Annotated in this window: 23 protein-coding genes; 10 read left to right on the top strand and 13 right to left on the bottom strand. The window is 58.1% G+C overall.

All coding sequences use genetic code 11. The features are described 5' to 3' along the window. The 6 genes from AC2TCY_RS12605 to phnN are packed head-to-tail and all read left to right on the top strand — an operon-like array spanning position 1 to position 4,549. The gene (locus AC2TCY_RS12605; protein WP_480847803.1) at positions 1 to 1,092 is read left to right on the top strand and encodes a carbon-phosphorus lyase complex subunit; all 1,092 of its coding nucleotides are present in this window, start codon (positions 1 to 3) and stop codon (positions 1,090 to 1,092) included. Then, positions 1,089 to 1,685 (top strand): HAD family hydrolase, encoded by a 597-nt coding sequence (locus tag AC2TCY_RS12600; RefSeq protein WP_480847802.1) that lies wholly within the window; start codon positions 1,089 to 1,091, stop codon positions 1,683 to 1,685. Before AC2TCY_RS12605 ends, AC2TCY_RS12600 begins: the two co-directional genes overlap by 4 nt. Further along, a complete protein-coding gene (locus tag AC2TCY_RS12595; protein ID WP_480847801.1) occupies positions 1,682 to 2,542 on the top strand; it encodes an alpha-D-ribose 1-methylphosphonate 5-phosphate C-P-lyase PhnJ in 861 nt (286 codons plus the stop codon). The genes AC2TCY_RS12600 and AC2TCY_RS12595 overlap by 4 nt, the downstream gene beginning before the upstream one ends. After that, on the top strand, positions 2,539 to 3,309 hold the full coding sequence (gene phnK, locus AC2TCY_RS12590; protein WP_480847800.1) for a phosphonate C-P lyase system protein PhnK: 771 nt from the start codon (positions 2,539 to 2,541) through the stop codon (positions 3,307 to 3,309). The genes AC2TCY_RS12595 and phnK overlap by 4 nt, the downstream gene beginning before the upstream one ends. A gap of 11 nt (positions 3,310 to 3,320) precedes the next feature. Then, the gene (phnL, locus tag AC2TCY_RS12585) at positions 3,321 to 4,004 is read left to right on the top strand and encodes a phosphonate C-P lyase system protein PhnL (RefSeq protein WP_480847799.1); all 684 of its coding nucleotides are present in this window, start codon (positions 3,321 to 3,323) and stop codon (positions 4,002 to 4,004) included. After that, entirely contained in the window at positions 4,001 to 4,549 is a 549-nt protein-coding gene (gene phnN / locus AC2TCY_RS12580; protein WP_480847798.1) for a phosphonate metabolism protein/1,5-bisphosphokinase (PRPP-forming) PhnN, read from the top strand. The genes phnL and phnN overlap by 4 nt, the downstream gene beginning before the upstream one ends. Here phnN and AC2TCY_RS12575 read toward each other — a convergent pair. Then, complete coding sequence (locus AC2TCY_RS12575) at positions 4,531 to 5,214, bottom strand: DUF1045 domain-containing protein (RefSeq protein ID WP_480847797.1); 684 nt, start codon at positions 5,212 to 5,214, stop codon at positions 4,531 to 4,533. The two genes, phnN and AC2TCY_RS12575, sit on opposite strands and share 19 nt — an antisense overlap. A 53-nt stretch (positions 5,215 to 5,267) precedes the next feature. On the opposite strand from AC2TCY_RS12575, the gene AC2TCY_RS12570 reads away from it, so the two are divergent. Then, entirely contained in the window at positions 5,268 to 6,410 is a 1,143-nt protein-coding gene (locus AC2TCY_RS12570; protein WP_480847796.1) for an alpha-D-ribose 1-methylphosphonate 5-triphosphate diphosphatase, read from the top strand. Here AC2TCY_RS12570 and AC2TCY_RS12565 read toward each other — a convergent pair whose 3' ends face one another. Genes AC2TCY_RS12565 through AC2TCY_RS12535 form a run of 7 tightly spaced genes read right to left on the bottom strand, consistent with a single transcriptional unit; the run spans position 6,411 to position 12,910 of the window. Continuing rightward, positions 6,411 to 6,887 carry a class I SAM-dependent methyltransferase gene (locus AC2TCY_RS12565; RefSeq protein WP_480847795.1) on the bottom strand — a complete coding sequence of 159 codons (477 nt, stop codon included), beginning with the start codon at positions 6,885 to 6,887 and terminating at the stop codon, positions 6,411 to 6,413. Positions 6,888 to 6,906: 19 nt separating this feature from the next. After that, positions 6,907 to 7,659, bottom strand: a complete 753-nt coding sequence (locus AC2TCY_RS12560) for a polysaccharide deacetylase family protein (protein ID WP_480847794.1) — start codon at positions 7,657 to 7,659, stop codon at positions 6,907 to 6,909. Then, the gene (locus AC2TCY_RS12555; protein ID WP_480847793.1) at positions 7,656 to 8,798 is read right to left on the bottom strand and encodes a glycosyltransferase family protein; all 1,143 of its coding nucleotides are present in this window, start codon (positions 8,796 to 8,798) and stop codon (positions 7,656 to 7,658) included. The genes AC2TCY_RS12560 and AC2TCY_RS12555 overlap by 4 nt, the downstream gene beginning before the upstream one ends. Continuing rightward, the gene (locus AC2TCY_RS12550; protein WP_480847792.1) at positions 8,798 to 9,379 is read right to left on the bottom strand and encodes a histidine phosphatase family protein; all 582 of its coding nucleotides are present in this window, start codon (positions 9,377 to 9,379) and stop codon (positions 8,798 to 8,800) included. Before AC2TCY_RS12550 ends, AC2TCY_RS12555 begins: the two co-directional genes overlap by 1 nt. Next, the gene (locus AC2TCY_RS12545; RefSeq protein ID WP_480847791.1) at positions 9,376 to 10,452 is read right to left on the bottom strand and encodes a glycosyltransferase family 4 protein; all 1,077 of its coding nucleotides are present in this window, start codon (positions 10,450 to 10,452) and stop codon (positions 9,376 to 9,378) included. Before AC2TCY_RS12545 ends, AC2TCY_RS12550 begins: the two co-directional genes overlap by 4 nt. After that, complete coding sequence (locus AC2TCY_RS12540; protein WP_480847790.1) at positions 10,452 to 11,699, bottom strand: glycosyltransferase family 4 protein; 1,248 nt, start codon at positions 11,697 to 11,699, stop codon at positions 10,452 to 10,454. The genes AC2TCY_RS12545 and AC2TCY_RS12540 overlap by 1 nt, the downstream gene beginning before the upstream one ends. Next, positions 11,696 to 12,910: a glycosyltransferase family protein gene (locus tag AC2TCY_RS12535; protein ID WP_480847789.1), complete on the bottom strand. Its 1,215-nt coding sequence runs from the start codon at positions 12,908 to 12,910 to the stop codon at positions 11,696 to 11,698. Before AC2TCY_RS12535 ends, AC2TCY_RS12540 begins: the two co-directional genes overlap by 4 nt. A gap of 365 nt (positions 12,911 to 13,275) precedes the next feature. Between AC2TCY_RS12535 and AC2TCY_RS12530 the strand changes: the two genes are divergently transcribed. Then, on the top strand, positions 13,276 to 15,657 hold the full coding sequence (locus AC2TCY_RS12530) for a mechanosensitive ion channel domain-containing protein (protein WP_480847788.1): 2,382 nt from the start codon (positions 13,276 to 13,278) through the stop codon (positions 15,655 to 15,657). 89 nt (positions 15,658 to 15,746) lie between these two features. Here the strand turns inward: AC2TCY_RS12530 and AC2TCY_RS12525 are convergent, their stop codons facing one another. From AC2TCY_RS12525 to AC2TCY_RS12505, 5 genes are read right to left on the bottom strand one after another with little or no spacing between them, the layout of a single operon-like run. Next, complete coding sequence (locus AC2TCY_RS12525; protein WP_480847787.1) at positions 15,747 to 17,102, bottom strand: CoA transferase; 1,356 nt, start codon at positions 17,100 to 17,102, stop codon at positions 15,747 to 15,749. Beyond that, positions 17,099 to 18,253: an ABC transporter permease gene (locus AC2TCY_RS12520; RefSeq protein WP_480847786.1), complete on the bottom strand. Its 1,155-nt coding sequence runs from the start codon at positions 18,251 to 18,253 to the stop codon at positions 17,099 to 17,101. Before AC2TCY_RS12520 ends, AC2TCY_RS12525 begins: the two co-directional genes overlap by 4 nt. Next, a complete protein-coding gene (locus AC2TCY_RS12515; protein ID WP_480847785.1) occupies positions 18,250 to 19,278 on the bottom strand; it encodes an ABC transporter permease in 1,029 nt (342 codons plus the stop codon). The genes AC2TCY_RS12520 and AC2TCY_RS12515 overlap by 4 nt, the downstream gene beginning before the upstream one ends. Before the next feature lie 13 nt (positions 19,279 to 19,291). Further along, positions 19,292 to 21,205, bottom strand: a complete 1,914-nt coding sequence (locus tag AC2TCY_RS12510) for an ABC transporter substrate-binding protein (protein WP_480847784.1) — start codon at positions 21,203 to 21,205, stop codon at positions 19,292 to 19,294. Beyond that, positions 21,198 to 22,970 carry an ABC transporter ATP-binding protein gene (locus tag AC2TCY_RS12505; RefSeq protein ID WP_480847783.1) on the bottom strand — a complete coding sequence of 591 codons (1,773 nt, stop codon included), beginning with the start codon at positions 22,968 to 22,970 and terminating at the stop codon, positions 21,198 to 21,200. The genes AC2TCY_RS12510 and AC2TCY_RS12505 overlap by 8 nt, the downstream gene beginning before the upstream one ends. A 230-nt stretch (positions 22,971 to 23,200) precedes the next feature. Here AC2TCY_RS12505 and AC2TCY_RS12500 point away from each other — a divergent pair, with 230 nt between their 5' ends. Both AC2TCY_RS12500 and AC2TCY_RS12495 read left to right on the top strand, forming a co-directional pair. Next, the gene (locus AC2TCY_RS12500) at positions 23,201 to 23,698 is read left to right on the top strand and encodes a class I SAM-dependent methyltransferase (RefSeq protein ID WP_480847782.1); all 498 of its coding nucleotides are present in this window, start codon (positions 23,201 to 23,203) and stop codon (positions 23,696 to 23,698) included. A gap of 90 nt (positions 23,699 to 23,788) precedes the next feature. Next, complete coding sequence (locus tag AC2TCY_RS12495) at positions 23,789 to 24,418, top strand: glutathione S-transferase family protein (RefSeq protein ID WP_480847781.1); 630 nt, start codon at positions 23,789 to 23,791, stop codon at positions 24,416 to 24,418. Positions 24,419 to 24,482 lie beyond the last annotated feature (64 nt).

The raw sequence follows: 24,482 nt of genomic DNA, 5'->3' as shown, positions 1-24,482 counted from the left end.
ATGTATGTTGCCGTCAAAGGTGGCGAAAAGGCCATTGAAAACGCCCATGCCTGGCTGGCCGAAGAACGGCGCGGTGATAGGGATGTGGCCGAACTGAGCATAGCGCAGATTCGTGAGCAACTGAGCCTTGCCGTAAACCGGGTGATGGCCGAAGGATCATTGTTCGATCCTGACCTTGCCGCACTGGCCATCAAGCAGGCGCGCGGAGATCTGATCGAAGCGATCTTTCTGGTCCGCGCATATCGCACGACGTTGCCACGCTTTGGGTATTCCAACCCGGTTGAAACCGGAGATATGGCCTGCGATCGTAGGATTTCGGCCACCTTCAAGGATGCGCCCGGAGGACAAGTACTGGGGCCGACTTTCGATTACACCCATCGTTTGCTGGATTTCAAACTGACGGCTGATGGTGAAACGCCACCCGCGCCGGAAGGGGCGGCCCGGAGCGAACCAACGCCGCATATCACAGAGTTCTTAAAGGGCGAGGGTATTATTCAGAACGAACCTGCAAACGACATCACGCCGGGCGATTTGACACGCGAACCGATGGAGTTCCCGTCGAACCGCCCGTTACGCTTGCAGTCGCTGACGCGCGGGGACGAGGGATTTGTGTTGGGCATGGCCTATTCGACCCAGCGCGGCTATGCCCGCAACCATGCTTTTGTAGGTGAACTTCGGATTGGCCAGGTTGCAGTTGAGATGGATATTCCCGAACTGGGTTTTGCCATCGATATCGGTGAGATCGAACTGACGGAATGCGAAACCGTGAACCAGTTCAAAGGCTCCAAGACGGAACCACCCCAATTCACCCGCGGTTATGGTCTGGTCTTTGGTCAGTCCGAGCGCAAGTCCATTGCCATGGCTCTGGTTGATCGTGCCCTGCGATGGGAGGAGCTGGGCGAGGACAATCTGGGCGCGCCCGCACAGGACGAGGAATTTGTTCTAAGCCATGCCGACAATATTCAGGCCACCGGCTTTCTCGAACATATCAAACTGCCGCATTACGTGGATTTCCAATCCGAACTTGAACTGGTGCGCAAACTGCGCCGCGAGGCAGAGGAACGGATCACGCTGAAGGAGGCCGCAGAATGAAAGCTGTTGTTTTTGACATAGGCGGCGTGCTGATCGATTGGCAGCCACACCTGGCATGGGTTGATGAACTGGGTTCGGAAGAAGCTGCGCGCGCCTTTATTGAACGCACGGATTTCCGGGCAAAGAATGCGCGGGGGGATAATGGAGAGCTGTTCGCCGAAATGGCGCAAGAGCTTGATGATCCCGACGACCAACGTTTGTTTGCGGCCTATGTCGGGCTCTATGCCCGCACCGTTGAAAATGCAATTCATGGGACATGGGCAGTGCTGGACAGGCTGAAAGCAAATGGCACGCCAGTCCATGCCATCACAAACTGGTCTGCCGAGACCTGGCCGGAAGGTGTGAAAGCGCATCCTCGTTTAGCCAGGGCGTTCGGAACGTTGGTGGTGTCGGGGCAGGAAGGTATGATGAAGCCGGATGCGCGGATCTTCCACCTGCTATGCGACAGGGCAGGTATCATTCCTGAAGATTGTGTCTTCATCGATGACAGCCCTCATAACGTCGATGGCGCAAAAGCCGTTGGCATGGATGCAATCCACTTCACCACTCCACAAGCGCTGGAAATCGCACTGACTGAAAGAGGTTTCCTATGAGCGAATACAACTTCGCATACCTGGACGAGCAAACGAAGCGGATGATCCGCCGGGCAATTCTCAAAGGTTTGGCTGTTCCGGGCTATCAGGTGCCTTTTGCCAGCCGCGAGATGCCGATGCCCTATGGGTGGGGCACAGGCGGGGTGCAGGTTTCGGCTGCGACGTTGACCCCAGATGACACGCTTAAGGTGATCGACCAGGGCGCGGATGATACGACCAACGCGGTTTCCATCCGCAAGTTCTTTGAGAATACCGCAGGCGTTGCGACGACCGAGGAAACCGACCGGGCGACGATCATCCAGACCCGCCACCGCATTCCCGAGGCCAAGCTGAGCGCAGATCAGATAATCGTGTATCAGGTGCCAATTCCAGAGCCACTGCGCTTTCTTGAGCCGCGTGAGACTGAGACGCGCAAGATGCATAGCCTTGAGGAATACGGGCTGATGCATGTGAAGCTGTATGAGGACATTAGCCAGCACGGAGCGATCTCGACCGCTTATGCCTATCCGGTGAAAGTGTCAGGCCGCTATGTGATGGACCCGTCCCCGATCCCGAAGTTCGACAATCCAAAGCTTGAGATGGACGCGATCCAGCTGTTCGGTGCAGGGCGCGAGCAGCGGATTTACGCTGTGCCGCCGCATACCAAGGTCGTCAGCCTCGACTTCGAGGATTACCCCTTCGAAGCGACTAAGGCAGATCATCCCTGCGATCTGTGTGGGGCAGAAGACAGTTATCTGGACGAAGTGATCATGGATGACGCCGGCAACCGGATGTTCGTCTGCTCTGACACCGATTATTGCCGGTCCCGCCGCGAGGCGGGCCATGTGGGCCGACTGGCCGAGGAGGATGCGGCATGACCCCTCTGTTGCAGGTAAAAGGCATCGAGAAGCACTATGGCGCGCGGATCGGATGCATGGATGTGAGCTTCGATCTGTATCCCGGTGAGGTGATGGGAATCGTCGGAGAAAGCGGCTCGGGTAAGTCAACTTTGCTCAACTGCATGGCAGGTCACCTTGAGCCCGATGCGGGGCAGGTGGTCTTTGACACGCGGGTCGATGGACCGGTCGATACGGTCACCATGTCGGAACCCGAACGCCGGATGCTAAGCCGAACCGACTGGGCTTTTGTCCATCAGCACGCCCGCGACGGTTTGCGCATGTCGGTTAGTGCCGGTGGCAACATTGGCGAGCGCCTGATGGCCGTAGGCGACCGCCACTATGGCAATATTCGAGGCCAAGCCATCGACTGGCTGGGTCGGGTCGAGATCGATGATTCTCGCATCGATGATCGGCCGACCGCGTTTTCCGGCGGGATGCAGCAGCGATTGCAGATTGCGCGGAATCTGGTGACCGGGCCGCGGCTGGTGTTCATGGACGAGCCGACCGGAGGCCTGGATGTCTCGGTGCAGGCGCGGTTGCTGGACCTGTTGCGAGGACTGGTTCGCGAGATGGGGTTGAGCGCGATTATCGTCACGCATGATCTGGCCGTGGTGCGCCTGCTGGCCGACAGGCTGATGGTGATGAAAGACGGCCATGTGGTCGAGGCCGGGCTGACGGATCAGGTTCTGGATGATCCGCAGCATGCCTACACGCAGCTGCTCGTATCGAGCGTTCTGCAAGTGTGAGAGTAAGAAAGATGATTGAGCTTAAAAATGTGAGCAAGAGTTTTACTCTGCACAATCAGGGCAGTGCGGTCATTCCGGTGATGGATGGTGCCTCGCTGAAGGTCGCGCCCGGTGAGTGCGTGGCTCTGACCGGGGCTTCTGGTGCGGGCAAGTCGACGCTGATGCGTGTGATTTATGGCAATTACCTTGCCGCGTCAGGTCAGGTTTTGGTGGGTGGTCTGGATGTCGCCCAGGCAGAACCTCGCGAGATTCTGGCTTTGCGTCGTGAAACGCTGGGCTATGTCAGCCAGTTTCTGCGGGTGGTTCCACGCGTTCCGACGCTTGAAGTTGTGGCCGAACCGTTGCTGGCAGTTGGCTGTGACAGACAGCAGGCGATGGAAAAGTCCAAGGTCCTGCTGCGGCGGCTGAACATCCCCGAACACCTGTGGTCCCTCAGCCCAACCACGTTTTCTGGCGGTGAGCAGCAGCGCGTGAACATCGCTCGTGGTTTTGCGCACGAATACCCTGCGATGCTGCTGGATGAACCAACGGCGAGTCTGGATGTCCAAAACCGTGAAACCGTCCTTTCTCTGATCGATGAGGCTAAGGCGCGCGGTGCGGCGATTGTCGGGATCTTCCACGATGTCGGTGCCCGGGATCGTGTCTGTGATCGCGAGGTCAACGTTTCGGATTTCACACCCGGATTGGCGGCATGAGCCTCGCCCCGGTCATAGCAGTTGTCGGTCCGTCCGGTGTCGGTAAGGACAGCGTGATGGAAGCGCTGGTCGCACGAGCGCCCGGTTTTGCAAGGGTGCGCAGGGTGATCACGCGGCCCGAAGGTGAAGAAGGCGAAGATTTCGACCGGGTCTCTGTCGAAACGTTTGACCAGATGGCTCAAGCCGGAGACTTTGCTCTGAGTTGGCCTGCACACGGGCTGTCCTATGGAATACCCCGGCAAATCGAGACGCAAAGGTGCGAAGCCGAAGCCGTACTGGTAAACCTGTCGCGGGGCGTATTGCTACAGGCGCAGGAGGTTTTCGGTAACCTCATCGTGGTATCACTGACTGCGGATAAGCAGGTTCTGGCACAACGCCTCTCGGCCCGGGGCCGAGAAAGCGGCGATGAGCAGGCGCGGCGTTTGGGGCGATCCAAGGCTCCGCTACCGGGTGGATTGAACCGTCTGATCGAAATTGACAACTCCGGCACATTGAAAGCGACCGTAGACGCCATACTGCTCCAGCTTCAAGCAGTGAGAGCGTAGCGATGGATCAGGTGAAACCGCCCGTCCTCGGCCTCGCCCACCAACGCCAGATCACTGATCAGGAACGGCGAGGGCAAAAGCGGGGTAAGACGATGTTCCAACGTGAACTGCACCTGCGTCAGCATGGATTTGTCCAGTTTACCGCTGAGCGTGATGTGAAAGCGGAACGAGTCCAGTACGTAGGGATAGCCCCATTGGGCCAAGTTGGCTTCTTGCTCGGATGTCAGGTTCGCATTGCGTCGGCGGGCCAGCTCCGCCTCTGGCGGCGGCGCGCGGAACATGTCCAGATCGCGAACACAGGCCGCAGCCAATGCGTTCAGATCAGTGGTGTCGCCCAACGGCCGCAAAGCCAGAAACCGGCCCAGCCGCGCGATCTCGAGCCCATCGAGTGTGACCGCTGCACAACGGGCCGCGAGCTGCGCGCAGGCGTCTTGCAAACCGTCAATCGATTGTCCGTCTTGCAATCGAAACGGTGGTTTCATCGTCGCGTGCAACCCGTATCTGCGCGGCACATCGGTAACGGTTGCAACATCTACCCCATCGATTGTCGGGTGCGCGACCGCTTGCCCGGTCTCCATGTCCCAACCCAGCCAATGGGTGGCGCATTTCGCCCATTCCGCCTCGGCCGGGGGCGCATAGTAGATTGCGTATCGCGTGAATGTCACATTGGCCTCCTATTGCGTGGTCATCCCTATAGCTCAAACCACGTGAAGTTCAGATGACAGAAGAAATGATCCTTGCCAATGCCACGCTTGTTCTGCCTGATGAGATCGTCACCGGCAGCGTTCAGGTCGTTGGGGAAACCATCGCCAATATCGACACAGGTGCGGTTGTTCCGGCTGGAGCAGTGGACTGCGGTGGGGATTACGTCAGCCCCGGTCTGGTCGAACTGCACACGGATAACCTTGAACGTCATATCCAGCCTCGTCCCAAAGTGGACTGGCCCCATGCCTCGGCCATTATCGCGCATGATGCCGAGCTGGCCAGCACCGGCATCACAACCGTTTTCGACGCGATGCGAGTGGGATCGATCCCTAGCGGGGCCGGAAGATACTTGAAATACGCGCGTGGCTTGTCTCGGGAACTCTGGCAATTGCGCGAGCAAGATGCGTTGAAGATCAGTCACTTCCTGCATTTGCGAGCCGAAGTTTGCTCGGAAACGCTGGTTGATGAACTGGATGAATTCGGTCCCGAGGACCGGGTTGGTTTGGTTTCACTGATGGACCACACCCCGGGACAACGCCAGTTCCGAGATCTGTCGAAGCTCGAGGAATACATGAAAGGCAAGTACGGCCTCGTCGGTGAGGCATACCAGCAGCACATTGCTCAGCTAAGAGCACTGCGTGACCATCACGGGGACAAGCACGAGGTCGAAGTGGTTCAGGCCGCCCGCCGGTTTGGCGCCGTGTTGGCCAGCCACGACGATACTACCGAAGAGCAGGTACGCGTGTCCGCAAATCACGGTATTCGATTGGCCGAATTCCCGACCACGGTCGAGGCCGCGCGTGCGTGTCACGATCACGGCATCAAGGTGATGATGGGCGCCCCCAATGTAATTCGGGGTGGGTCGCATTCCGGCAATGTCGCAGCACGCGAACTGGCTCAGCTAGGGCATCTGGATATTATGTCTTCGGACTACGTCCCCTCGGCGCTTTTGTTGTCCGCGACACGGCTGGGCCAGTTGTGGGGCGACATGGCACGCGGGATGCGAACGGTGACACAAACGCCCGCTCAAGCTGCAGGATTGGAAGACCGTGGGGCATTGCGCGTCGATGCGCGGGCGGATCTGATCCGATTTCGGATGCGTGCAGACGTTCCCGCTCTGAGGGCGGTCTGGTCGCGAGGCCAGCGCGTCGCCTGATCAGGCGCGATAGAACAGATACCGATCCGGCGCGATGGTGTCGGGCCCTTTGATCTGTTCGAAACCGACCAGAGGCTGCCCCGAGATTAGCAGCCCTCCCGGTTGCATCACTTGTGCGATCAGGGGGCTGAGACGGTCGGCCTCGGCCACGTCCTCGGACTTGATGCCGCGCCCGAAATCGTAATGCGCCAGTGCAATGCGATGACCTTCTTCGGATAGTTTGGCCAGCATGGGCTCCGCTTCACCCTGCAGGAAATCCTCGGCTGGTGGCGTGCTATTCGGGTGGCATTGCAGAACCCGGTCCATCACCCAGATCCGGTGAGTAGGCAGGATCTCTCGCAGGTGATCATAGGTTCGACCGTTGCCCAGCCCCATGTCCAGAATATCGCCGTTTAGTTCGCCGATCTGCGCGGCAGCCCAGTTCAGCCCGTCACGTTGCGCGGTCAGGCGGCGCAGCATGGAATCGAGTCGGCTCATTCAGGGTCTCCTTGGTATTTCAGGGTCTTATTCCGGTCCACATGACACCGGGTCCGTCCAGTAATCGGCAAAGCAGGTCACGTGTAAAACTCCAGATGTCCTGATCATGAACAAGATGGTGGGTCAACACGCCAAATGGCTCGGTGTTGTCTGCGCGTCCTTCACGACGGTCGCTCAATAGATCGGTTGTGTTGGCAATCAGGACGTTTGGATTGACCAGTCCACGGGTTCCGCGCCAGTCGATCGGATCCAGATGAGTGTTGACCTGTTCCAACCCTGGCGCGGCCATTGCCCTGCTGCGTGGAGTTGCAGTGGACAGCACACTATAGCCCAAGCCGGGCAAATGTGCCGCCACTTCTGGTGCGATACGGTTCCATGGGGGCACGAACATGGGCTGCGTTTGATCTCCGAACAGCTCGATCAGGCGGGATAATCCGGCCCTTGCATCCTCGACGATATTGTCCATGGGACGATGCAGGCGGAACTCGGATTTTTTCTCATCCGCAGGCGCGTGGTTTTGGTGACCCCAACCATGCACGACAGGGATCAGATACGACGTATCGGCAATGTATTCGGCCAAGACGGCTTCTGCGTTTCGTGGAATGACGGCAAGATACACCGGCAGGCCTAGGTCTTCGGATAAAGCAGACAAGCTTTCTAGTTGAGGCGTCACTGCAATCGCGTCGTCATCACGCCACCAGATAGGCAAGGGCAGGCCATCGGTCTTCCACCGCCGCAATTCGATTTGCAAGGGCGTCCAATCCGTTGTCAACACTTCGCCTCCACCATAGCTGCCGCAATATCGACAGTCCGCTGTGCGCCATCAAAGCCCTGTGTCATTGGTGCGCGCGGCCCCTCTGCGATCACCCTCGAAACAGCCTCCGCCAGTGCTTGCCCGGTCAGATCAGCGCTGCGCAGGACTTTCACGGCCTTCAATTGAGACAGGCTTTTTCCACGCAGGCTCTGTTCCACTTCCTTACCATCGTCAAAGGGGATCAGTACCGAAGGGGTTCCACTTTGCAACAGATCCATCGCCGTGTTGTAGCCACACATGCTGACCGAGGCCGCGGCCAGGGGCAGCATCTGCCGGAAGTCGGGTCGTACTGGCTCTAGTTCGATTGGTGCACCTTCTGCCAAACCGGACAATTCCGTGATGCGGTCTCGCGCGTCGGGCCCGCCGACCAACAATCGCCAGTGCCTGTTGGGCATCTTGCGGGCGGCCTCGATGGCCGCGCGAAAGATCGGTTGCCCCACGGAACCGCCCCCGGCACTGACCAGTACATCCTCTTGCCCAACGCCATCGGGGTGCGGGCACACGGGTTCTGGTGCGACAAATCCCGTGTAGTGCAGACGTTCCGCCAGACTGGCTGAAACCGGCCAGCTGATCTCCAGCGGTGTGATCTGCGGATCGGAGTGAACAAGCACACCGGCGTAGAATTGTGTCAGGATCTCATCAGTTCGGGTGGCCTTGGCGGGTTTGGAAGGTGGCGCAAGGATGTCGCGGACCGAGCCGAGAATGATAGGGCTGTTTGGCAAGTTATGTGCGGCTGTTAACAACGCTTGAAACTCTGCAGCCAGGGATCTGCGGCCGAAAGGGTAAAGCTCGGTGATCAGGACCTGAGGCCGAAAGCTGCGCACAGCTTGCACAAGCGCTGTCGATCGTGCGGATAGATAGTCATCTCCCGCAACGCGACCGCTTTGATCCAGCAGGCGCGCGAAGTCGACACCATCCGACCGCAGTGGCGGAAGTCCCAGTAGGGACATACCCGCACTACTCAACTGCGGTGCGGGCATTCCACCCGACACAACAAATACCTCATGCCCATTTTCGACGAACGCCCGACCAATCGTCAAAGCACGGCTCAGATGCCCGGTGCCCAACAGATGAGTTACGACGATCATAACTTTCATCAGGACACCTGACGCTGTTGCAACCGAACGGGTTCGACTTCGGGTCGCATGGAGTCGAGATCCACGATAAACAGACGGTTGCGTTTAACTTTGAATGGCGGGTCGCCGCGGAACTCCCATCCCCATGCCTTTGCCAGAATGACGCGCATGATGCCGATGTGACAGACGGCAAGATTGTCGCCTTGTAGCTCTGCTATCCAAGGTTCAAGGCGGTTCCACAACTCGGCGGGGCTTTCCCCAGACGGGGGGCGGAAATCCCATCCCCAATCCTCGATATGGCAATATCCGCTATCGGGTTGTTCGATCAAATCTGCACCGCGTTTGCCTTCCCAATCTCCCCAATTCATCTCGGTCAGAGCGGGTGAGGTGAGCGGATCACGGTCCGCGACCAGCTGCGCGGTTTCAACAGCACGAGACAGCGGACTGGACCAAAGGGTTGCTGCACCCCACGGATCGGGCAGTCGATAGCTGGCAAGATCGGATCGGGCTTCGGCGTCCAGTGGGATATCACTGCGGCCCTGTATCTGACCCACGCGGTTCCAGGCCGTGTGGCCGTGGCGTAGCAATGCCAATCGAGTCATGGGTTTGCCTCCAACAAGGGTCGCACGGTCGTCCAGAAGCGTTCGGTTGCCGAGGGCATCAGATGACGTTCCGCCACATAGGCACGAGCATGTGCTCCCTCGGTGCGGCGCAGGTCGGGATCAGAAATGAACTTCTGAATGCGTCGCGCAAGACCATTTGGTCCGCATTCCTCAGTAGGGTGGTCCGACGGCGCCAAGACATCGCGCACGCCAGGTCGGTCTTGTGCGACAACAGGCAATCCGGCGGCTTGAGCCTCAAGATAAACCATGCCGTAGGCTTCGTTCACACCGGGCCAAAGGAACATCGAGGACGTCTGATAAACCCGTTGAAGGTTATCGCGATCCAGCTGCCCCAGGAATTGCACCCGTGTCCCGAACGGCGCCAATAGGGCTTCGATCTCTGGCCGGGCGGGCCCGTCGCCAGCGATGTTCAAGGCCCACTCACCGGTCAGTTCTTTCAGCGTTTCGGCCAGTATCCGGTAGGACGCAAGTTTGTCTCCATGTCGCATCATTCCCACGGTCAACATCGGCCCGTCGCCCGTAGACGGCGCAGGCAACGTTGAAATAGGCAGAAAAGGTGGCAGTTCAACAAGTCTTTGATCCCCGAACCGCTCACGTTCCAGCGTGATCAGATCGTTTGCCGTATGATAAAAGATGACCTTGGCGGCGTCGCAGGCCAAATGTGCGGCCTGAGCAAAACCAGCCCAGTTTCCGTTGAGGCGGCTGGTCGCACGTGTGCTTTCCAACTGAACGTATGGAATGCCGCGGGCGCGACAAACCTGTGGTCCCAGCAGATCGGGAGCCTTGTAGTAATTGTGGTAGGTGACCCACAGATCAATGTCGGCAGGCAATTCGGCTATGAGTCTGTTTCCTTCAGCCTTAGCCTCTGCGCGCAGAACTTCCTGAACCTTTGCGTCGCCTGCCTTGTCGTACACACGCAACCGGGACACCAGATCCACCCGGTCGCCCAGAGCGCCGATGGCCGCCATCAGGTTGCGGGCCATTTCTCGGTCGCCCGAGGGCTTCGAACTGTCGGGGGGTTTCATCGGGGCGTAGAAAGCCACGCGCGCCATCAGGTGTCACCGGAGCAAAGGGAGTTCAGACGCGCGGATAAGCGCGCAATACCTGGATCCATGCGAAATTCGGCAATCAGCCTTTCGTGGGCTTTAACGGCCATCCGTTCAGCGCTTTCGGGATCGGCGGCCAGATCCGCGATCGCCTTGGTCAAAGATTTTGGGTCGTCGTCGGACAGAACACCATGAGTTCCGTTGACGATGAACTCGGGAATAGCCGAAACCGGCGTGGACAAAATCGGCAGGCGTTGTGATGCTGCTTCCATCAGAACATTGGGCAGTCCGTCCCGATCCCCATCTGCTGCAATTCGGCTGGGCAAAACGAACAGATCAGCGTGTTGCATTTCCGCAATGACCTCAGGTTGATCGCAAGCCCCTTTCCAGGTGATCCGGTCGGATACACCGGCCGAGACAGCCCGCGCGCGCAATGTGTTGGCAAGCGCGCCGCCGCCAATATGAGTCCAATGCCAGTCCAGCGTCCGGGGCAGCAGGGCAAAGGCGTCGATCAATCGGTCAAAGCCCTTCTTTTCCACCAATCGCCCGACCGAAAGCATGTGAAATGGCCCATCCGCCGCCCGCATTGCACGCTCAGGTGCCATGGGAAACCGGGAGAGATCGAGCCCGTGATAGATCAGGTCGACCCGCGCAGGGTCATCTGCGAGGCCGCGCAGATGGCCGGCGCCAACAGCCGTGCAGGTCGCCCCGAAGGCGGCCCCAAAAGTCGCGGCCTGCAGCTTTTCGCGCTTTTCCCAATCGGGTGAGGTCCAGATGTCCTTGGCGTGTGCCGAAAAGCTCCACGGCAAGCCGCGCATGATTGCCGCATAGCGTGCGACCGAAGACGGTGTGTGCATGAAATGCGCGTAGAGTGCGCGCGACTCCGCCGGCAATTCGGCGGCCAGAACACAGGCCTGACCAAAGCGGCGGATGCGGTTGTGGGTGGGATCTCGACGCAAATCCTGACGCCAGGTTTGGTAGGCTTGCGCATAGCCGGGCAGGCGGGTCGCGATCTCTCGCGCAGCGATCAGGCGAGATGGTTCGTCATGAAGGTACTCCGGCAGATAGTGGACTGTGCCACGAAAGCGGTCGTGCAGCGGGTGCCGTTTGGTGTCTGTGGGATGACGCAGCGACCAGATATCGAATGCGTGTCCTGCCTCTTGCAGGGCGACCAGTTCCTGCGCGATGAATGTCTCGGACAGGCGCGGCCATCCTTTGACCAGCACCGCAAGTTTAGGATTTGTCGTCGTCATCCGGTCGCGCGCTCTTGTTCCGTACCCAGCAGGGCGTCAATGCGATGTGTGACGTATTTCAAACCGTCCAGCAATCCGGCCTGGATTGCTTGCGAAGGCAATGGTTGATGTGGCAGCTCCCGGATCGCGTTGATCATCGCGTCTGCGGTCAGCCCATCGCGACTTTCATCCAGCATCCGCACCAATCCGAGTTCCTCGGCGCGTGAGGCGCGAATCCACTGTTCCAGACGAGGTGTGGTGCGTGGGACGATAACGGCGCGCTTGTCAAAGGACAGCACCTCGCAGAAGGTGTTGTAACCGCCCATGCTGACAACGCCGGCAGCACCGGCAAACAAGGTTTCGATCTCGGATTCGAAACCAACTGCCGTGACCCGCCCGTTCAACGCAGCCACGCGGGTTTCGAATTCCTCGCGCAGCTCGCCCGAAAGAAACGGGCCGTAAACCAGTATCGCCCGTGGGTTTAGATCGGGGTCTTTTTCGTAGGCGGAAAGGACCAGGTTGACCATCGACTTGCCATCGCCGCCACCGCCAGGGGTAATCAGGATGTAAGGTTGCTCGGGCGCTTCGCCGACAGGACCAAGATCTCGACGCAGGTAACCGGTCCAGTGAATGCGGGATTGTGTCGCCGGACTCAGTGGCAAGCCTTCGGTCGGGTCATAGACCGAACGTAAACCGTAAACCCAGATTTCGTCATAGAACCGCTCGGTCGCTGCAACGGCGTCTTTGCGCTCCCATTCGGCGGCCAGAACTTCGGGCTCGTCCAGAACATCGCGCAGACCCAGAACCAGCTTGGTATTCTGGGAGTGTTCGAGATGTTCCAGAGTTGGCAACAACTCTCCACGAAAACCCGTCGGCTCTTTGTCGACAATCAGAACGTCAGGATCGAATTGATCGACTGCGGTCTGAATCAGACTTGAGCGCAGTTCGGTTACTTCGTCGATGCCCATGCCAATCGTCCGCGCCGCATAGGTGCCATCTGCACGTTTGGTGACACCAGGCAGACGCACGTGATCAACGCGGCGGGGAAACGTGAATCGCCCAGCTATTGGTGATCCGGTCAGGATCAAAGCCGAAGCGCGTTGGTCAGCCTGAGTCATAGCAGAAGCCAGCGCGCGCGACCGGCGCAAATGGCCCAGCCCGAACGTGTCATGGCTATAGAACAGGATGCGCGGAGCGCGGCCGTGTTTTTCGTTCATAGTGCCTAGGCTCATGCCTTCGCCTGCTTAAGGTTTCAGTGCAAATCCGCGCGCTTGCACCTGTTATCGTATATCTTGTGCCCATGCTTGCCAAAGGGACTTTTGTAAACCAGCAAATGCGACAAGCATTGCGATTTGGCAACAGCCGATCTGCACACGTGGCGGCAGGCGGCTTGCCGAGATCGCCTAAACCTCGCCGAGCGCACACAGACTATCAGAAAAAGTCATATTCAAAAATCTGCGAGTTGAAAACACATTATCCCCGCTCGTGCGGTAGGAACCCGGTCTCGACACGATTTCGCGAGATTTCTGCGGAAGATTGTGCTGGTTGACCGGCTTCTGTAATCTGGCCGTTACCTGCGAACTGGATGCAACACACTATGAAAACAAACTTTCTTGCCGGGGTGATCCTGGTTTTCTGGCTGGCAACCCTGGGGTTTGCACAAGGGGTGGCTGCGCAGACGTCGCTGATACCGGGATATCCATCCGGCACGACGGAAGAGACTTCCGCCACACCGGAAGGAGATCTGTCGGCAGCGATCCGTGCTGCCACCGAGGCAGGCGCAAGTGTCATTGTGATCGACAGTGCAGGTCAGGTGGTCACTTCTACAGGTCAGCAAGCCAGTGGAGATGGGGAAGATGCACCTTCCGATCCGATGGCAGATGGCTCGCAACTGATGAAGGCGCAAGAGAAGTTTTCGAAATTCCGCGCATCACTCGAGTCACGCCTGCAGGCCTTACCCTACTCGATCTTCGAAGTTCAGTACGTTCTGCGCCAGACAAGCCCGGACGGGCGGATCATGACTTACGTCGAGGTATTCTTCTGGGCGATTCTGTTCCTGATGATCGGGCGATGGCTGTCGATTGAGATATACGGAAAACGCATCGCCCGTCGACATGTGGTGTCGCGTATCAAGGATAATCCCCAAGGTTATCGCGAAAAAATGCCGTTTCTGGTGTTCCGTTTCCTCATGGGAGTTGGCGCAACGGTGTTTGCGATGCTGCTGGCATACATCGTTGGGGAGTTGTTCTTTGTCGGAACAGAAAAGGACATTTCGATACAGTTCACGGTGACTGCCATCTTCACCGCCTTTTTTCTGTCCCGCACCGTTTCTGACCTGTGGCGCATGGTTCTGTCTCCGTATCTGAGCCAGTACCGCCTGCCTCCGTTTTCGGACGGCCATGCAAAACGGTTGTATATCTGGGCGTCAGCTTTGGCGACTTATGATATCTCGGTCGTATTGTTCGCGACCTGGGTGGCGGATTTTGGATTGAACTACAACGTCTACGCCATGGTTTACGGCGTTCTGACGATGATTGGTGCGCTGGGTAATGTTCTGATGATCCTGTTCAATGCGCGCGCTATTTCGAATGCCATTCGGGGTGGGCGTTCTGCAGATCAGGTCTCGTGGATTCTGCGCGTTGTCTCGTTTGGCTGGGCTCCGGCACTGATCGTCTATATCGTGTTCAGTTGGTTCCGACTGGCGGTTGATCTGGCGCTGGAAAATCCGACGCCGATACCGCTGATCGCCAGCACCTACCTCATCTTCATGTCCGTTGTCATAGCATATGGGGCAATGAACTACATGCTGGAGCGTTACTTCGATCGCTCGCGCAAAATCGAGGAAATGAATGCTGAGGGTCCAGACAGCTTTCAAGACACCGAAGTTGTTGAATCCGCCGAGGCAGAGCAGAGAAAACACTATCTGCTGACTTATGAGGATCTGGCCCGCCGGGTGGCCGGTATTCTGGCCTTTGTCATTGGGGCCTATGCTCTTGTGGTGATCTGGTATCCGGACGCGGACTGGAGCGAAGATTTGCCGGTTGAACGGGCATTGGATGTGATGGTGATCATCTTCATCGGGTACGTCCTGTTCCATTTCTTCCGTATCTGGATCGACAGCAAGATCGCCGAGGAATCCGATGACGGAATCGGTGAAGCCGAGCTGGGCGATGAAGGCGGTGAAGGCGGGCAAAGCCGCTTAGCAACTCTTCTGCCGCTGTTCCGGGGCGCGATCCTTGCCGTGGTTGTCGTCACCATGGCGTTGATCGTGCTGATGGAGCTGGGCATCAATGTCAGTCCGCTGTTCGCGGGTGCGGGCGTTGTGGGTCTGGCCGTTGGCTTCGGCTCACAAACGTTGGTGCGAGATATCTTCTCGGGTGCGTTCTTCCTTATGGATGATGCGTTCCGAAAAGGGGAGTATATCGACATCGGGGATGTGAAGGGGACAGTCGAGAAGATCTCGGTTCGGTCCTTCCAGCTGCGCCACCATCTGGGCGCACTGAACACCATCCCATTTGGCGAGATCAAGGTGCTGACCAACTATTCTCGTGACTGGGTAATCATGAAGCTGCCGCTGAGGGTTACGTATGACACCGATGTCGAGAAGGTGCGCAAGCTGATCAAGAAGTTGGGCCAGCAATTGCTGAGTGATCCGGTGATCGGAGACAACTTCATTCAGCCACTGAAGTCTCAGGGTGTTATCGAGATGCAGGACTCGGCAATGATCATTCGGGTCAAATTCATGACCAAGCCGGGTGATCAGTGGCTTGTGCGCAAGAAGGTTTATCAGGAAATTCGCGAACTCTTTGCACGCGAAGGCATCCGCTTTGCGCACCGCGAAGTCACAGTACGACTGGCTGATGGTAAGGACACCGAAGACCTGACACCGAAGGAACGCGAGGCGGTAACCGGCGCGGTTCAGGCAGCGATTGACGAGGATTATCTGGACGATATCGGCCCGGGCGGGGACGACCGCTAAAATTGGTTCTCCCGCCCCTTTGATTTGCGTCTCTGATGAGACGCCGGTCAAAGCGTTGGGCCGGGCCGCGCGTTTCGCGCGGCGGGTTCTCAGTCTTCCTGCGATGGCCAGACTGGGTCTGACGTTCCTGTTTTCGGCGCTGGCAAGGACCAGCGCATGGTTGCGCCTCCAACGCTAAGCGCGGGTTTCAGCCGGTGGCCCGGACCCCAGCCGGACGCTTCAATTGTCTTAGTATAGTCTTCAGGTTTTGCATCCGTGATGTCGTCGCCAGCGCCGGTCTTGGCGAGGCTTGCAAGCAATTCAGCGGTACGGGCAAGCGACAGACGCGCATCCATCACCGTGCTGTGCGAAGCGGCCTCGGTCAGCGCCGACAGAACCGCACCTGCCATCAGGTAACCGGTGGCATGGTCCAGCGCCTGAACAGGTAATGGGGTCGGTTTGTCCGTCTTTGCCCAGTCGCGACCGGCATCCGCTATCCCCGAGCTCATTTGGACAAGGCTGTCAAAACCACGCCGCGATGCCCAGGGGCCTTGCCAGCCATAGGCGTCCAGCGTCACCTCAACGCGGTTGGGGGCCAGTGTATCCCGTTGGGGCTTGCTCAGCCCGAGCGCGTCGAGCGCGCCTGGCCGATAGCCGTGGACGAAAACATCAGCCTGCGCCAGCAAGTCTTTCAATCGATCCAGCCCGGCTGGTGTTTTCAGATCCAGAAAGGCGCATGTCTTGCCAAGCGAGATATCCGGGATCACGCCGGGCTCGTCCCATCCGGGCGGATCTATGCGAAGTACTTCGGCACCAAACCCGGCCAAGGTACGGGTGGCGACGGGTCCGGCCAGCACGCGCGTCAGATCAAGTACTCGCAGACCAGCCAAGGGGCGTTCAGCTGTCGCTTGCGGCCTTTCACGCAACGTGATGCTGCGCGGCCCCTGCCACCCAATCAACGGATCGCGCGCCACCGCGCGACCTTGCGGGTGGTCCAGCCACTCGGTCCGGCTGCGCATGGCTGCTGCAACGCCTCCCTCAGCCGCGATTGCGGCTTCCAGTTCAGCAATTGCCCAGGATTTAACAGCTTCGCCAACGGCGCTTCGGTCGGCTTTTACATCGAGTACCTTCAGAGCTGCGGCGCGGTGATGCGGCAGATTGGTGTGGAGTCGGATCCATCCGTCTGATGCCTTGTAGTCACCTGCGACTGTGTCCCAGAGGTTAGGCATGTCCCAACCGTCCGGTCTGAACGAATATCCGAACCACAGCGAGGCGAGCCGGTGATCAACTGTCACTTTGGGCGGCTTCTCTGACAAATTCAGGGCAACCGAAAGGCGTGCCAGTTCCCGGCCGACAGTGGCGAAACTGGCACTGGCAAGCTCGGACACTGCAAAGGCGCTTGGGCGTGTTCCTGTCCCCTTCACCTCATAGGTGTCAGCGGCGGGGAGGGATGCCAGCAGGCTCATTGCTGATAGGGGTCCAGACTGTCGCGCAGCCCGTCACCTAGGAAGTTGAAGGCCAGTACGATGACGATGATCGGCAGCATCGGGATTGCTGTCCACGGATAAATCTCGATCGACGCCAGGTTCTGTGCGTCGTTCAGCATAACACCCCAACTGACGGCCGGTGCGCGCAAGCCAAGGCCAAGGAAGCTGAGCGCCGTTTCACCCAGGATCATCGCCGGGATCGACAAGGTGGCCGAGGCGATCAGGTGCGACATGAAGTTGGGCAGAAGATGCTTGCGGATTACCCGGCCCGAACTGGCCCCCATCATTTCGGCCGCGCGCACGTATTCCTCTTCTCGCAGGGACAGGAATTTCGCGCGTACGGATCGGGCGAGGCCGGGCCAGTCCAGGATGCCGAGGATGATTGAGATGATGAAGAAGACTGCGACCGGGCTCCAGTTCGAAGGCACGGCGGCGGACAGTGCCAACCACAGGGGTAGTTCCGGTAAGGATCGCAGGATCTCGATCACTCGGTTGATCACCCAGTCGATCTTACCGCCGAAATACCCGGCTATGGATCCGAACAGGATACCCAGAAAAAACGAGACAGAGATACCGATCAGACCAACTGTCAGTGACAGTTGCGCGCCGTAAAGAATGCGACTGAACACGTCCCGGCCCAGCCTGTCAGACCCCCACAGGAATAACGTTGCGCCTTCGGGGGCGCAGAACAGATGGGTATCCGTGCGGATCAGACCAGCCAGTTTGTATTCGGACCCTTCGCACAAGAAACGGATCGGCCGGGGATCTTCAGTATCGGGAACAAATTTCCATTGGAACGTCTCAAGATCTGCCTCGGCCACGATCGGGTAGACATAAGGGCCGACGAATTCACCATCGTGGAACCAGTTGATCGACTGTGGCGGCGCATAAAGATGTTCGCCGTTCCGATCATTAGGACCATAGGGCGCGATGAACCCTGCGAAGGGCAGCATCAGATAGCACAGCAGCAGAAAGATGCCTGAAATCAGCCCTAGCTTATGGGTTCTGAACTTGCGCCAGACCAGCACCCAGTTGGGAGCATCCAAATCCGCGCGCTCGAGCTGTTGCAGAGCTTCCTGCGGGTCGTAAGGGGCGTCGTCTACATAGCGGCCGTCGGGTTGTTGGGTCATGCTTCGCGCCCCTCATAACGAATGCGCGGGTCGAGCATGACCAGCAGGATGTCCGAGATCATGGTACCAATCAGGGTCAGCAATGCGACGAACATCAGAATGAAGGCGGACAGGAACTGATCCTGCGTCTTGAGGGCGGTTAGCAGAGTCGGACCGATGGTCTGAAGCCCCAATACAACTGACACCAGCACCGATCCCGACACCATCGACGGCAGCAGATTGCCGATGTCAGCGACAAACGGATTGAAAGCGACGCGCAGCGGATATTTCGCCAGCATCCGGGACGGTGCCATGCCTTTGGCAATAGCGGTTTCCACGTAAGGTTTGCCCAGCTCATCCAGCATATTGGCCCGCAGGCGCTGCATCATCGCTGACGCACCAGATGTGCCGATGACGAAGGTGGGCACGATCAGGTGGACAAGAATGGATTTCAGCTTGTCCCAGCTCATCGGCTGACCTTCGTACACCGGGTCCATCAATCCGCCGATGGGCAGGTTGAAATAACGGTGGCCGTAGTAGAACAGGATCAGCGCCAGCAGAAAGTTTGGCGTGGCCAGCCCAAGGTAGCCGACAAAGGCCGAAGTGTAATCGATCCATGTCCGTGACCGTGCGGCGGCAAGGACACCAAGGGGCAGGGCAACCGCATAGACAAACAGGATGGCGGCCAGATTGACAACGACGGTCAGCCAAAGCGTATCACCGACGATCTCGGACACGGGTCGGTCAAATTCAAATGACCAGCCGTAGTTGCCCTGCAAAAGCCCCTCAAACCCATGAGGGCCTGGCCAGAAGCCCACCCAGACCAGGTACTGTTCCCACATTGGTCGATCCAGGGCATATTCTTTACGCAGGAACTCGGCCTTGGCCACGCCCGCGGATTGACCCGAAGCCTGCAGTTCTGCGATTTGGTTGCTGAGGTAGTCGCCGGGCGGCAAGTTGATGATCACGAAGACCAATACTGAAACCACCAGCAGCGTAAGCAGCATCGTGAAAAAGCGATACACCGCATAGCGGAGCATGATCATTTAGTTGCTCCTGTCAGTCGGCGAAAAAGAATTCGTCCGGGCGGTGAATACCGAAATGTGCACCGGGTTCCCAAGCCCACATGGCTTGTTCGGGAACGTTGCGCAGGCGGTTCGATACGACGATCGGTTGGGGGGCGCCGTTCAGAATACCAATGGCATATTGCTGGTCGGCGTGAATTTTCAACATTTCTGTCCAGACGGCGTTGCGTTCCTCGTCAGTTGTGGCGATTTCCCAGGAATGAGCCAGTTCCATCAGGCGTTCGGCCTCGGGCATGTCAGGCGGTTCGCCAGCGTCGCCGCCGGTCTGATAATACTGTCCCCATTTGGGCCAGGCCAAAAATACCTGATCCGTCGGGGCAAGATAGGCCGGGGACGTGTGGTACTGCGGGATACCGTCGTCCCACCCAAACCAGACTGAAGCCATTGTGCTGCCTGAAAAAACGCGGTTGCGAAGGATGTCCCGATCCAGCGGACGCATTACGAGCTTGACGCCGATCTCGCGCCAGTTATCGGTAACGATCTGCAGGGCGTTTTCGACTTCCTGCCGCTCACCCGCGGTTTCAACGACCAGTTCCATCGGGCGGCCGTCGGGCAGCATTCGGATACCGTCCCTGTTCCGTTCGGTCAGGCCGGCCTCATCCAGAAGGGCGTTAGCCATCTCAATATCGTATTGCGCCCAGGCTTGCGCGTTCTCTTCGTTGTAGAACGGCGATGCCGGCAGGACTGACATTGCACCGGGTTGCGCCAGCTTGAAATACAGAGCCTGATTAATCGTCTTGCGGTCGATCGCCAGCGACAGCGCGCGCCGGACACGCACGTCGCGCAGAACATTGCGCCAGCCTTCATCCCCAAAATTCAGGTTCGGGTAGATGGCAATCTGTGATGCGACCCCTGTTTTCCAAAGCAGCGTCTTATAGTCACCCTGGGTTTCACCTTTTTTCAGGATCGACGCGTCGCGGAATGCCAGACCGCGCCCTTGCAGATCGCTTTCGCCTGCGTTTGTTTTGGCTGCGACCAGACCTGCGGCTACGATCTCCATCTCGACAACGTCGATATAAGGAAGTTGCACGCCGTTGCTGTCGATGCGGTGATAATAGGGATTGCGCACAAAGTTGTGCCGGATTTTCTTACCCGAGCTGGCGTTCAGCCAAGGTTGCAGCGTCGGCAGATTGTGGTTGTCGAATTTATAGAGGTTATCCAGTTTGTTATGAAGTGCGGCCCAGCTTTTGACGCGTGCATCCTCCACATGATAGGCCAGCTCTTTCTTGTCGGCGAATTTCTCGTGGTACTGCTTGAGAAACTCCGATGGTCGGTAGATAAACGGCGGGCGGGCCTGTGCCAGCGATTGCAGGAAGTTCGGGTTCGGATCCTCCCACTGATAGATCACTGTTTTTTCATCCGGGTAGGTCACTTCGGGCGGTTTACCTTCGACAAGAAGGAAATCGGGTGGGCCAGAGGGGCTAAGAAGTTCGTTATTTGCGACATCCTCCCACCAATAACGGAAGTCTTCGGTCGTAAAAGGTGAACCATCGGACCACTTGTGGCCCTCGCGCAGATGCAAAGTGAATTTTCGATTGTCTTCGTTTTCGACTGAGGCCAACAGGTCCGGAACGATTTCGTAATTGGCGTCGAAACCCACCAGGCGTGCGTAGCCATAGACGACCATCTGCCGGATGTCCTTGGATCTCGTGACCATGGTGCGCAAGGTTCCGCCCGGCGTCCCGAATGCGCGTCCTTTGGCGGCCAGATCGATTATCAGTGGGTCCTGCGGGACGCGTTCAGCGGCGGGCGGCAGGTTTCCGCTTTCGACTTCGGACTTCCAGAACGCGCTTTCTTGCAGGTTAGTCGGGACTTCTGCCGTAGCGGGCAGCATTCCCGCTAGGGCCAGCACCGAGCCCAAAAACAAATGTCGAGTGGTCTTAAACATGGCAACGTACCTTATGGCCGGGCTCCATTTCTACAAGCGAGGGTATCACGGAGTCCGAGAAACGAAAGGCGTCTTCCCAACTGTCTGGCGAACCCGCACCCAAAGCGACCAGTTTCAGGTCGATCGGGCGGTTGATATCGGGTTCCGGCTGGGCAGCGATCAGGGCCTTGGTGTAGGGATGACGAGGATTATAGAAAAGCGTCTCGGGCGGTGCCTGTTCGACCACCAGCCCCTGACGCATGACCGCCACTTCGTCGGCGATGCGGGCCACGACGGCAAGGTCGTGAGAGATGAAGAGATAGGACAGGTTCAAACTGTCCTGCAGGTCTTCGAGCAGGGTTAGAATCTGTTCTTGTACTGAAACGTCCAGTGCCGAGGTCGGCTCGTCACAGACAATCAACGCAGGGTCCAGCATCATGGCGCGTGCAATCGACAAGCGTTGCCGCTGACCACCAGAAAAGGCATGCGGATAGCGTTTTAGCATGTCGGCATTTAACCCGACCCGTTTGAGCATTTCACCGGCTTTGTCCCGTTGCTCGGCAATTGAACCAATACGATGAATCTCCAACGGTTCGGTCATGGCGTCCTGAATGCGCATTCGGGGGCTGAGCGAGCTGTAAGGATCTTGAAACACCATTTGCGCCTTGCGCTGAAAGGCCGTGCGCTCTGTACGCGTCATCCGGTGAACGGTGATGGGATCTTCGTCGGCAGATGTCCGGAACAGAACCTGGCCGCCTGGGTCGGGCAGTTCAGCCCCCAGCGCGATTCGCGCTGCCGTTGTTTTACCCGAGCCGCTTTCACCGACAATCGCCAGTGTTTTGCCGCGCGCCAGCTTCAGATCCACGCCCCGGCAGGCATGGATCAGCTTGTCCGCCTTCCAGCCGCGGGTTGACCGCATTGTGTAGGTTTTCGAAACATCGGCCATCTGCAGGATCAGGTCTTCGTCCGGCATCGGCAGGCCCACAGCTTCCTGGTCCGGGATTTCAGGGGCGGCGTCGAACAGCTGTTGTGTGTAAGGATGTGCCGGGTCGTTCAGGATGAGATCGGCAGGGCCTGCCTCCATCACGCGTCCCTTGTGCATGACCACAACGTGCTCGGCCATATTGGCTACGACGCCCAGATCATGCGTGACCAGGATCAAGGCCATTCCAGTTTCTCTTTGCAGCTCCTTGATCAGCCCCAGAACCTGCGCCTGTGTGGTCACGTCCAGAGCCGTTGTCGGTTCGTCCGCGATCAGCAGTTCGGGCTTGGAGACCATCGCCATAGCGATCATGGCGCGCTGCCGCATTCCTCCTGACAGCTCGAACGGATAGGAATCGTAGGCTCTTTGCGGGTCCGGAAAGCCGACCCGTTCAAACTGGATCAGAACCTCTTTTCGGGCCTGAGCCTCTGATGCGCCGCGGTGCAACCACAGCACTTCGCTCACCTGGTTCCCAATTTTATGCAAGGGCGACAGCGATCTCATCGGTTCCTGAAAGATCATTGAAACTCTGTCGCCACGAACGGAACGCATCTGACGCTCGGTGATGGCGGTCAGATCTGCCGTTCCCTTGGAGTCGTTCAGGGTGATTGTACCACTACGGATTTGTGCCGTCCGCGGTAATATGCGCAGCGCCGCTCGGCACGAGATTGTCTTACCCGAGCCGGATTCGCCCACCAGTGCAAGCGTTTGCCCCGGAGCGACATCGAAACTGACATTCTGAACGACGTCGGCCCCCGCGCCAAAACCGATGCTGAGATCCCGGACGGACAACAACGGATTCATGCGGGTTTTCCACCCGGTTGGCCGTGGATTGGCATCGGCTTTTTGAACTCCCTGACTTTTTTGTGCAGTTTCGCGCGGTTGGGACGGGCTAGTCAAACACCTTCTTCGGTAGAAACGTCGCGGAATCACGAAATACCGGTCAGATCGACTACACAAAGTGTTGAGAGTTTGTCATCAAGTGCGCGTTCGGCACCGTTTATGTGTCGATTGAATGAAAAGAGGTTTAGCCCGTGTCCAAAAGTCAAAGCCGCCTGGATCTGTTTATTGACCGTATGGTGTCGCAACGCGCCTGCCTGGATTTTGCCATCACGCAAACTGCGGGGCAGTCCGGCCCGGTGTTTGAATTGGGCTTGGGCAATGGGCGCACATATCACCACATGATGCAGCGTATTCAGGGCCGCCCCGTATACGTATTTGAACGCGCGGTCGCCTCTCACCCGGATTCCACTCCGCCTGACGAACAGGTGATTCTGGGTGATGTGAGGGAGACTCTGCCGGCTTCGGTTGAGCGGTTTGGGGCAACGGCCAGTTTGATCCATGCGGATCTTGGAGGGCACAATCGCGAAAAGAACGACGCGTTTGCCCGCTTTGTCTCACCTCTGATTGAGCCGCTTCTCGCGCCGGGCGGGCTGATGGTGTCCAGTGACCGGATGTATTTCAATGGCCTGACCGAGCTGGAGCTGCCTGACGGTGCAGTCGAGGGGCGTTGTTTCATCTATCAGCGCTGATCTGTCGTTAGGTCACTTCGGCTCTGACTCGCGCTATTGTCCTCGGTCGGTCTAACCTGCTGGCGTGTTGCCTCAGGAAGGACTGCCCGAATGCTGTTTTACGACTGCTCCACCGCGCCAAGCCCGCGCCGCGCCCGAATGTTCATTGCGGAAAAGGGTCTTGAGATCGAGACCCGCGACATCTCGATCGCGAAGGGAGAGCAACTGGCAGACGCATTCAAGGCAGTGAACCCGAGGGCGACGGTCCCCGTGCTGGTAACAGACGAAGGAACCGTTCTGACCGAAAACCTCGGCATTGCAGCGTATCTTGAGGCACGCTTTCCGGAACCCCAGCTGATGGGGCGGACAGCAGATGAAAAAGGCGCGGTTCTGATGTGGAACGCGATTGTCGAGCAGCAAGGCGGAGCGCCTATTGCTGAAACCCTGCGTAATACGCACCCAGCCTTCGAGAACCGCGCCATTCCCGGTCCGGTCAACTACAGTCAGATACCGGAACTGGCGCAACGTGGTCGTGATCGGGTTGGTGGGTTCTTTGATTTGCTTGAAACGCGTTTGCAAGAAAACACATTTGTGGCCGGCAAGGCTTTTTCGCTGGCCGATATTTCGACATTCGTATTTGTCGACTTTGCCCGGGTTATCAAGATGCGCATCCCTACCGAAAACGTGGCCTCTCAGGCTTGGTTTGATGCGATTAAAGCACGCCCCAGTGCTCAACTCTGACAGGAAGTCCGGCGTGTAATCAGCACTTCTCCCCCACTGTACAGAAATGTCTAGACAGAAGTGA

Source organism: Ruegeria sp. HKCCD7181 (assembly GCF_057221055.1).
Note: the sequence above shows the minus strand (reverse complement) of the source record. Positions and strands in the feature narration are given on the sequence as shown.

Excerpts from the sequence above, each read along its gene's own strand:
- AC2TCY_RS12540 (WP_480847790.1), bottom strand. The coding sequence starts at position 11,699 with ATGACGACGACAAATCCTAAACTTGCGGTGCTGGTCAAAGGATGGCCG.
- AC2TCY_RS12595 (WP_480847801.1), top strand. The coding sequence starts at position 1,682 with ATGAGCGAATACAACTTCGCATACCTGGACGAGCAAACGAAGCGGATG.
- phnK (WP_480847800.1), top strand. The coding sequence starts at position 2,539 with ATGACCCCTCTGTTGCAGGTAAAAGGCATCGAGAAGCACTATGGCGCG.
- AC2TCY_RS12545 (WP_480847791.1), bottom strand. The coding sequence starts at position 10,452 with ATGGCGCGCGTGGCTTTCTACGCCCCGATGAAACCCCCCGACAGTTCG.
- AC2TCY_RS12600 (WP_480847802.1), top strand. The coding sequence starts at position 1,089 with ATGAAAGCTGTTGTTTTTGACATAGGCGGCGTGCTGATCGATTGGCAG.
- AC2TCY_RS12570 (WP_480847796.1), top strand. The coding sequence starts at position 5,268 with ATGACAGAAGAAATGATCCTTGCCAATGCCACGCTTGTTCTGCCTGAT.
- phnL (WP_480847799.1), top strand. The coding sequence starts at position 3,321 with ATGATTGAGCTTAAAAATGTGAGCAAGAGTTTTACTCTGCACAATCAG.
- AC2TCY_RS12605 (WP_480847803.1), top strand. The coding sequence starts at position 1 with ATGTATGTTGCCGTCAAAGGTGGCGAAAAGGCCATTGAAAACGCCCAT.
- AC2TCY_RS12565 (WP_480847795.1), bottom strand. The coding sequence starts at position 6,887 with ATGAGCCGACTCGATTCCATGCTGCGCCGCCTGACCGCGCAACGTGAC.
- AC2TCY_RS12525 (WP_480847787.1), bottom strand. The coding sequence starts at position 17,102 with ATGAGCCTGCTGGCATCCCTCCCCGCCGCTGACACCTATGAGGTGAAG.
- AC2TCY_RS12530 (WP_480847788.1), top strand. The coding sequence starts at position 13,276 with ATGAAAACAAACTTTCTTGCCGGGGTGATCCTGGTTTTCTGGCTGGCA.
- AC2TCY_RS12555 (WP_480847793.1), bottom strand. The coding sequence starts at position 8,798 with ATGAAAGTTATGATCGTCGTAACTCATCTGTTGGGCACCGGGCATCTG.
- AC2TCY_RS12515 (WP_480847785.1), bottom strand. The coding sequence starts at position 19,278 with ATGATCATGCTCCGCTATGCGGTGTATCGCTTTTTCACGATGCTGCTT.
- phnN (WP_480847798.1), top strand. The coding sequence starts at position 4,001 with ATGAGCCTCGCCCCGGTCATAGCAGTTGTCGGTCCGTCCGGTGTCGGT.
- AC2TCY_RS12520 (WP_480847786.1), bottom strand. The coding sequence starts at position 18,253 with ATGACCCAACAACCCGACGGCCGCTATGTAGACGACGCCCCTTACGAC.
- AC2TCY_RS12550 (WP_480847792.1), bottom strand. The coding sequence starts at position 9,379 with ATGACTCGATTGGCATTGCTACGCCACGGCCACACGGCCTGGAACCGC.
- AC2TCY_RS12505 (WP_480847783.1), bottom strand. The coding sequence starts at position 22,970 with ATGAATCCGTTGTTGTCCGTCCGGGATCTCAGCATCGGTTTTGGCGCG.
- AC2TCY_RS12535 (WP_480847789.1), bottom strand. The coding sequence starts at position 12,910 with ATGAGCCTAGGCACTATGAACGAAAAACACGGCCGCGCTCCGCGCATC.
- AC2TCY_RS12510 (WP_480847784.1), bottom strand. The coding sequence starts at position 21,205 with ATGTTTAAGACCACTCGACATTTGTTTTTGGGCTCGGTGCTGGCCCTA.
- AC2TCY_RS12495 (WP_480847781.1), top strand. The coding sequence starts at position 23,789 with ATGCTGTTTTACGACTGCTCCACCGCGCCAAGCCCGCGCCGCGCCCGA.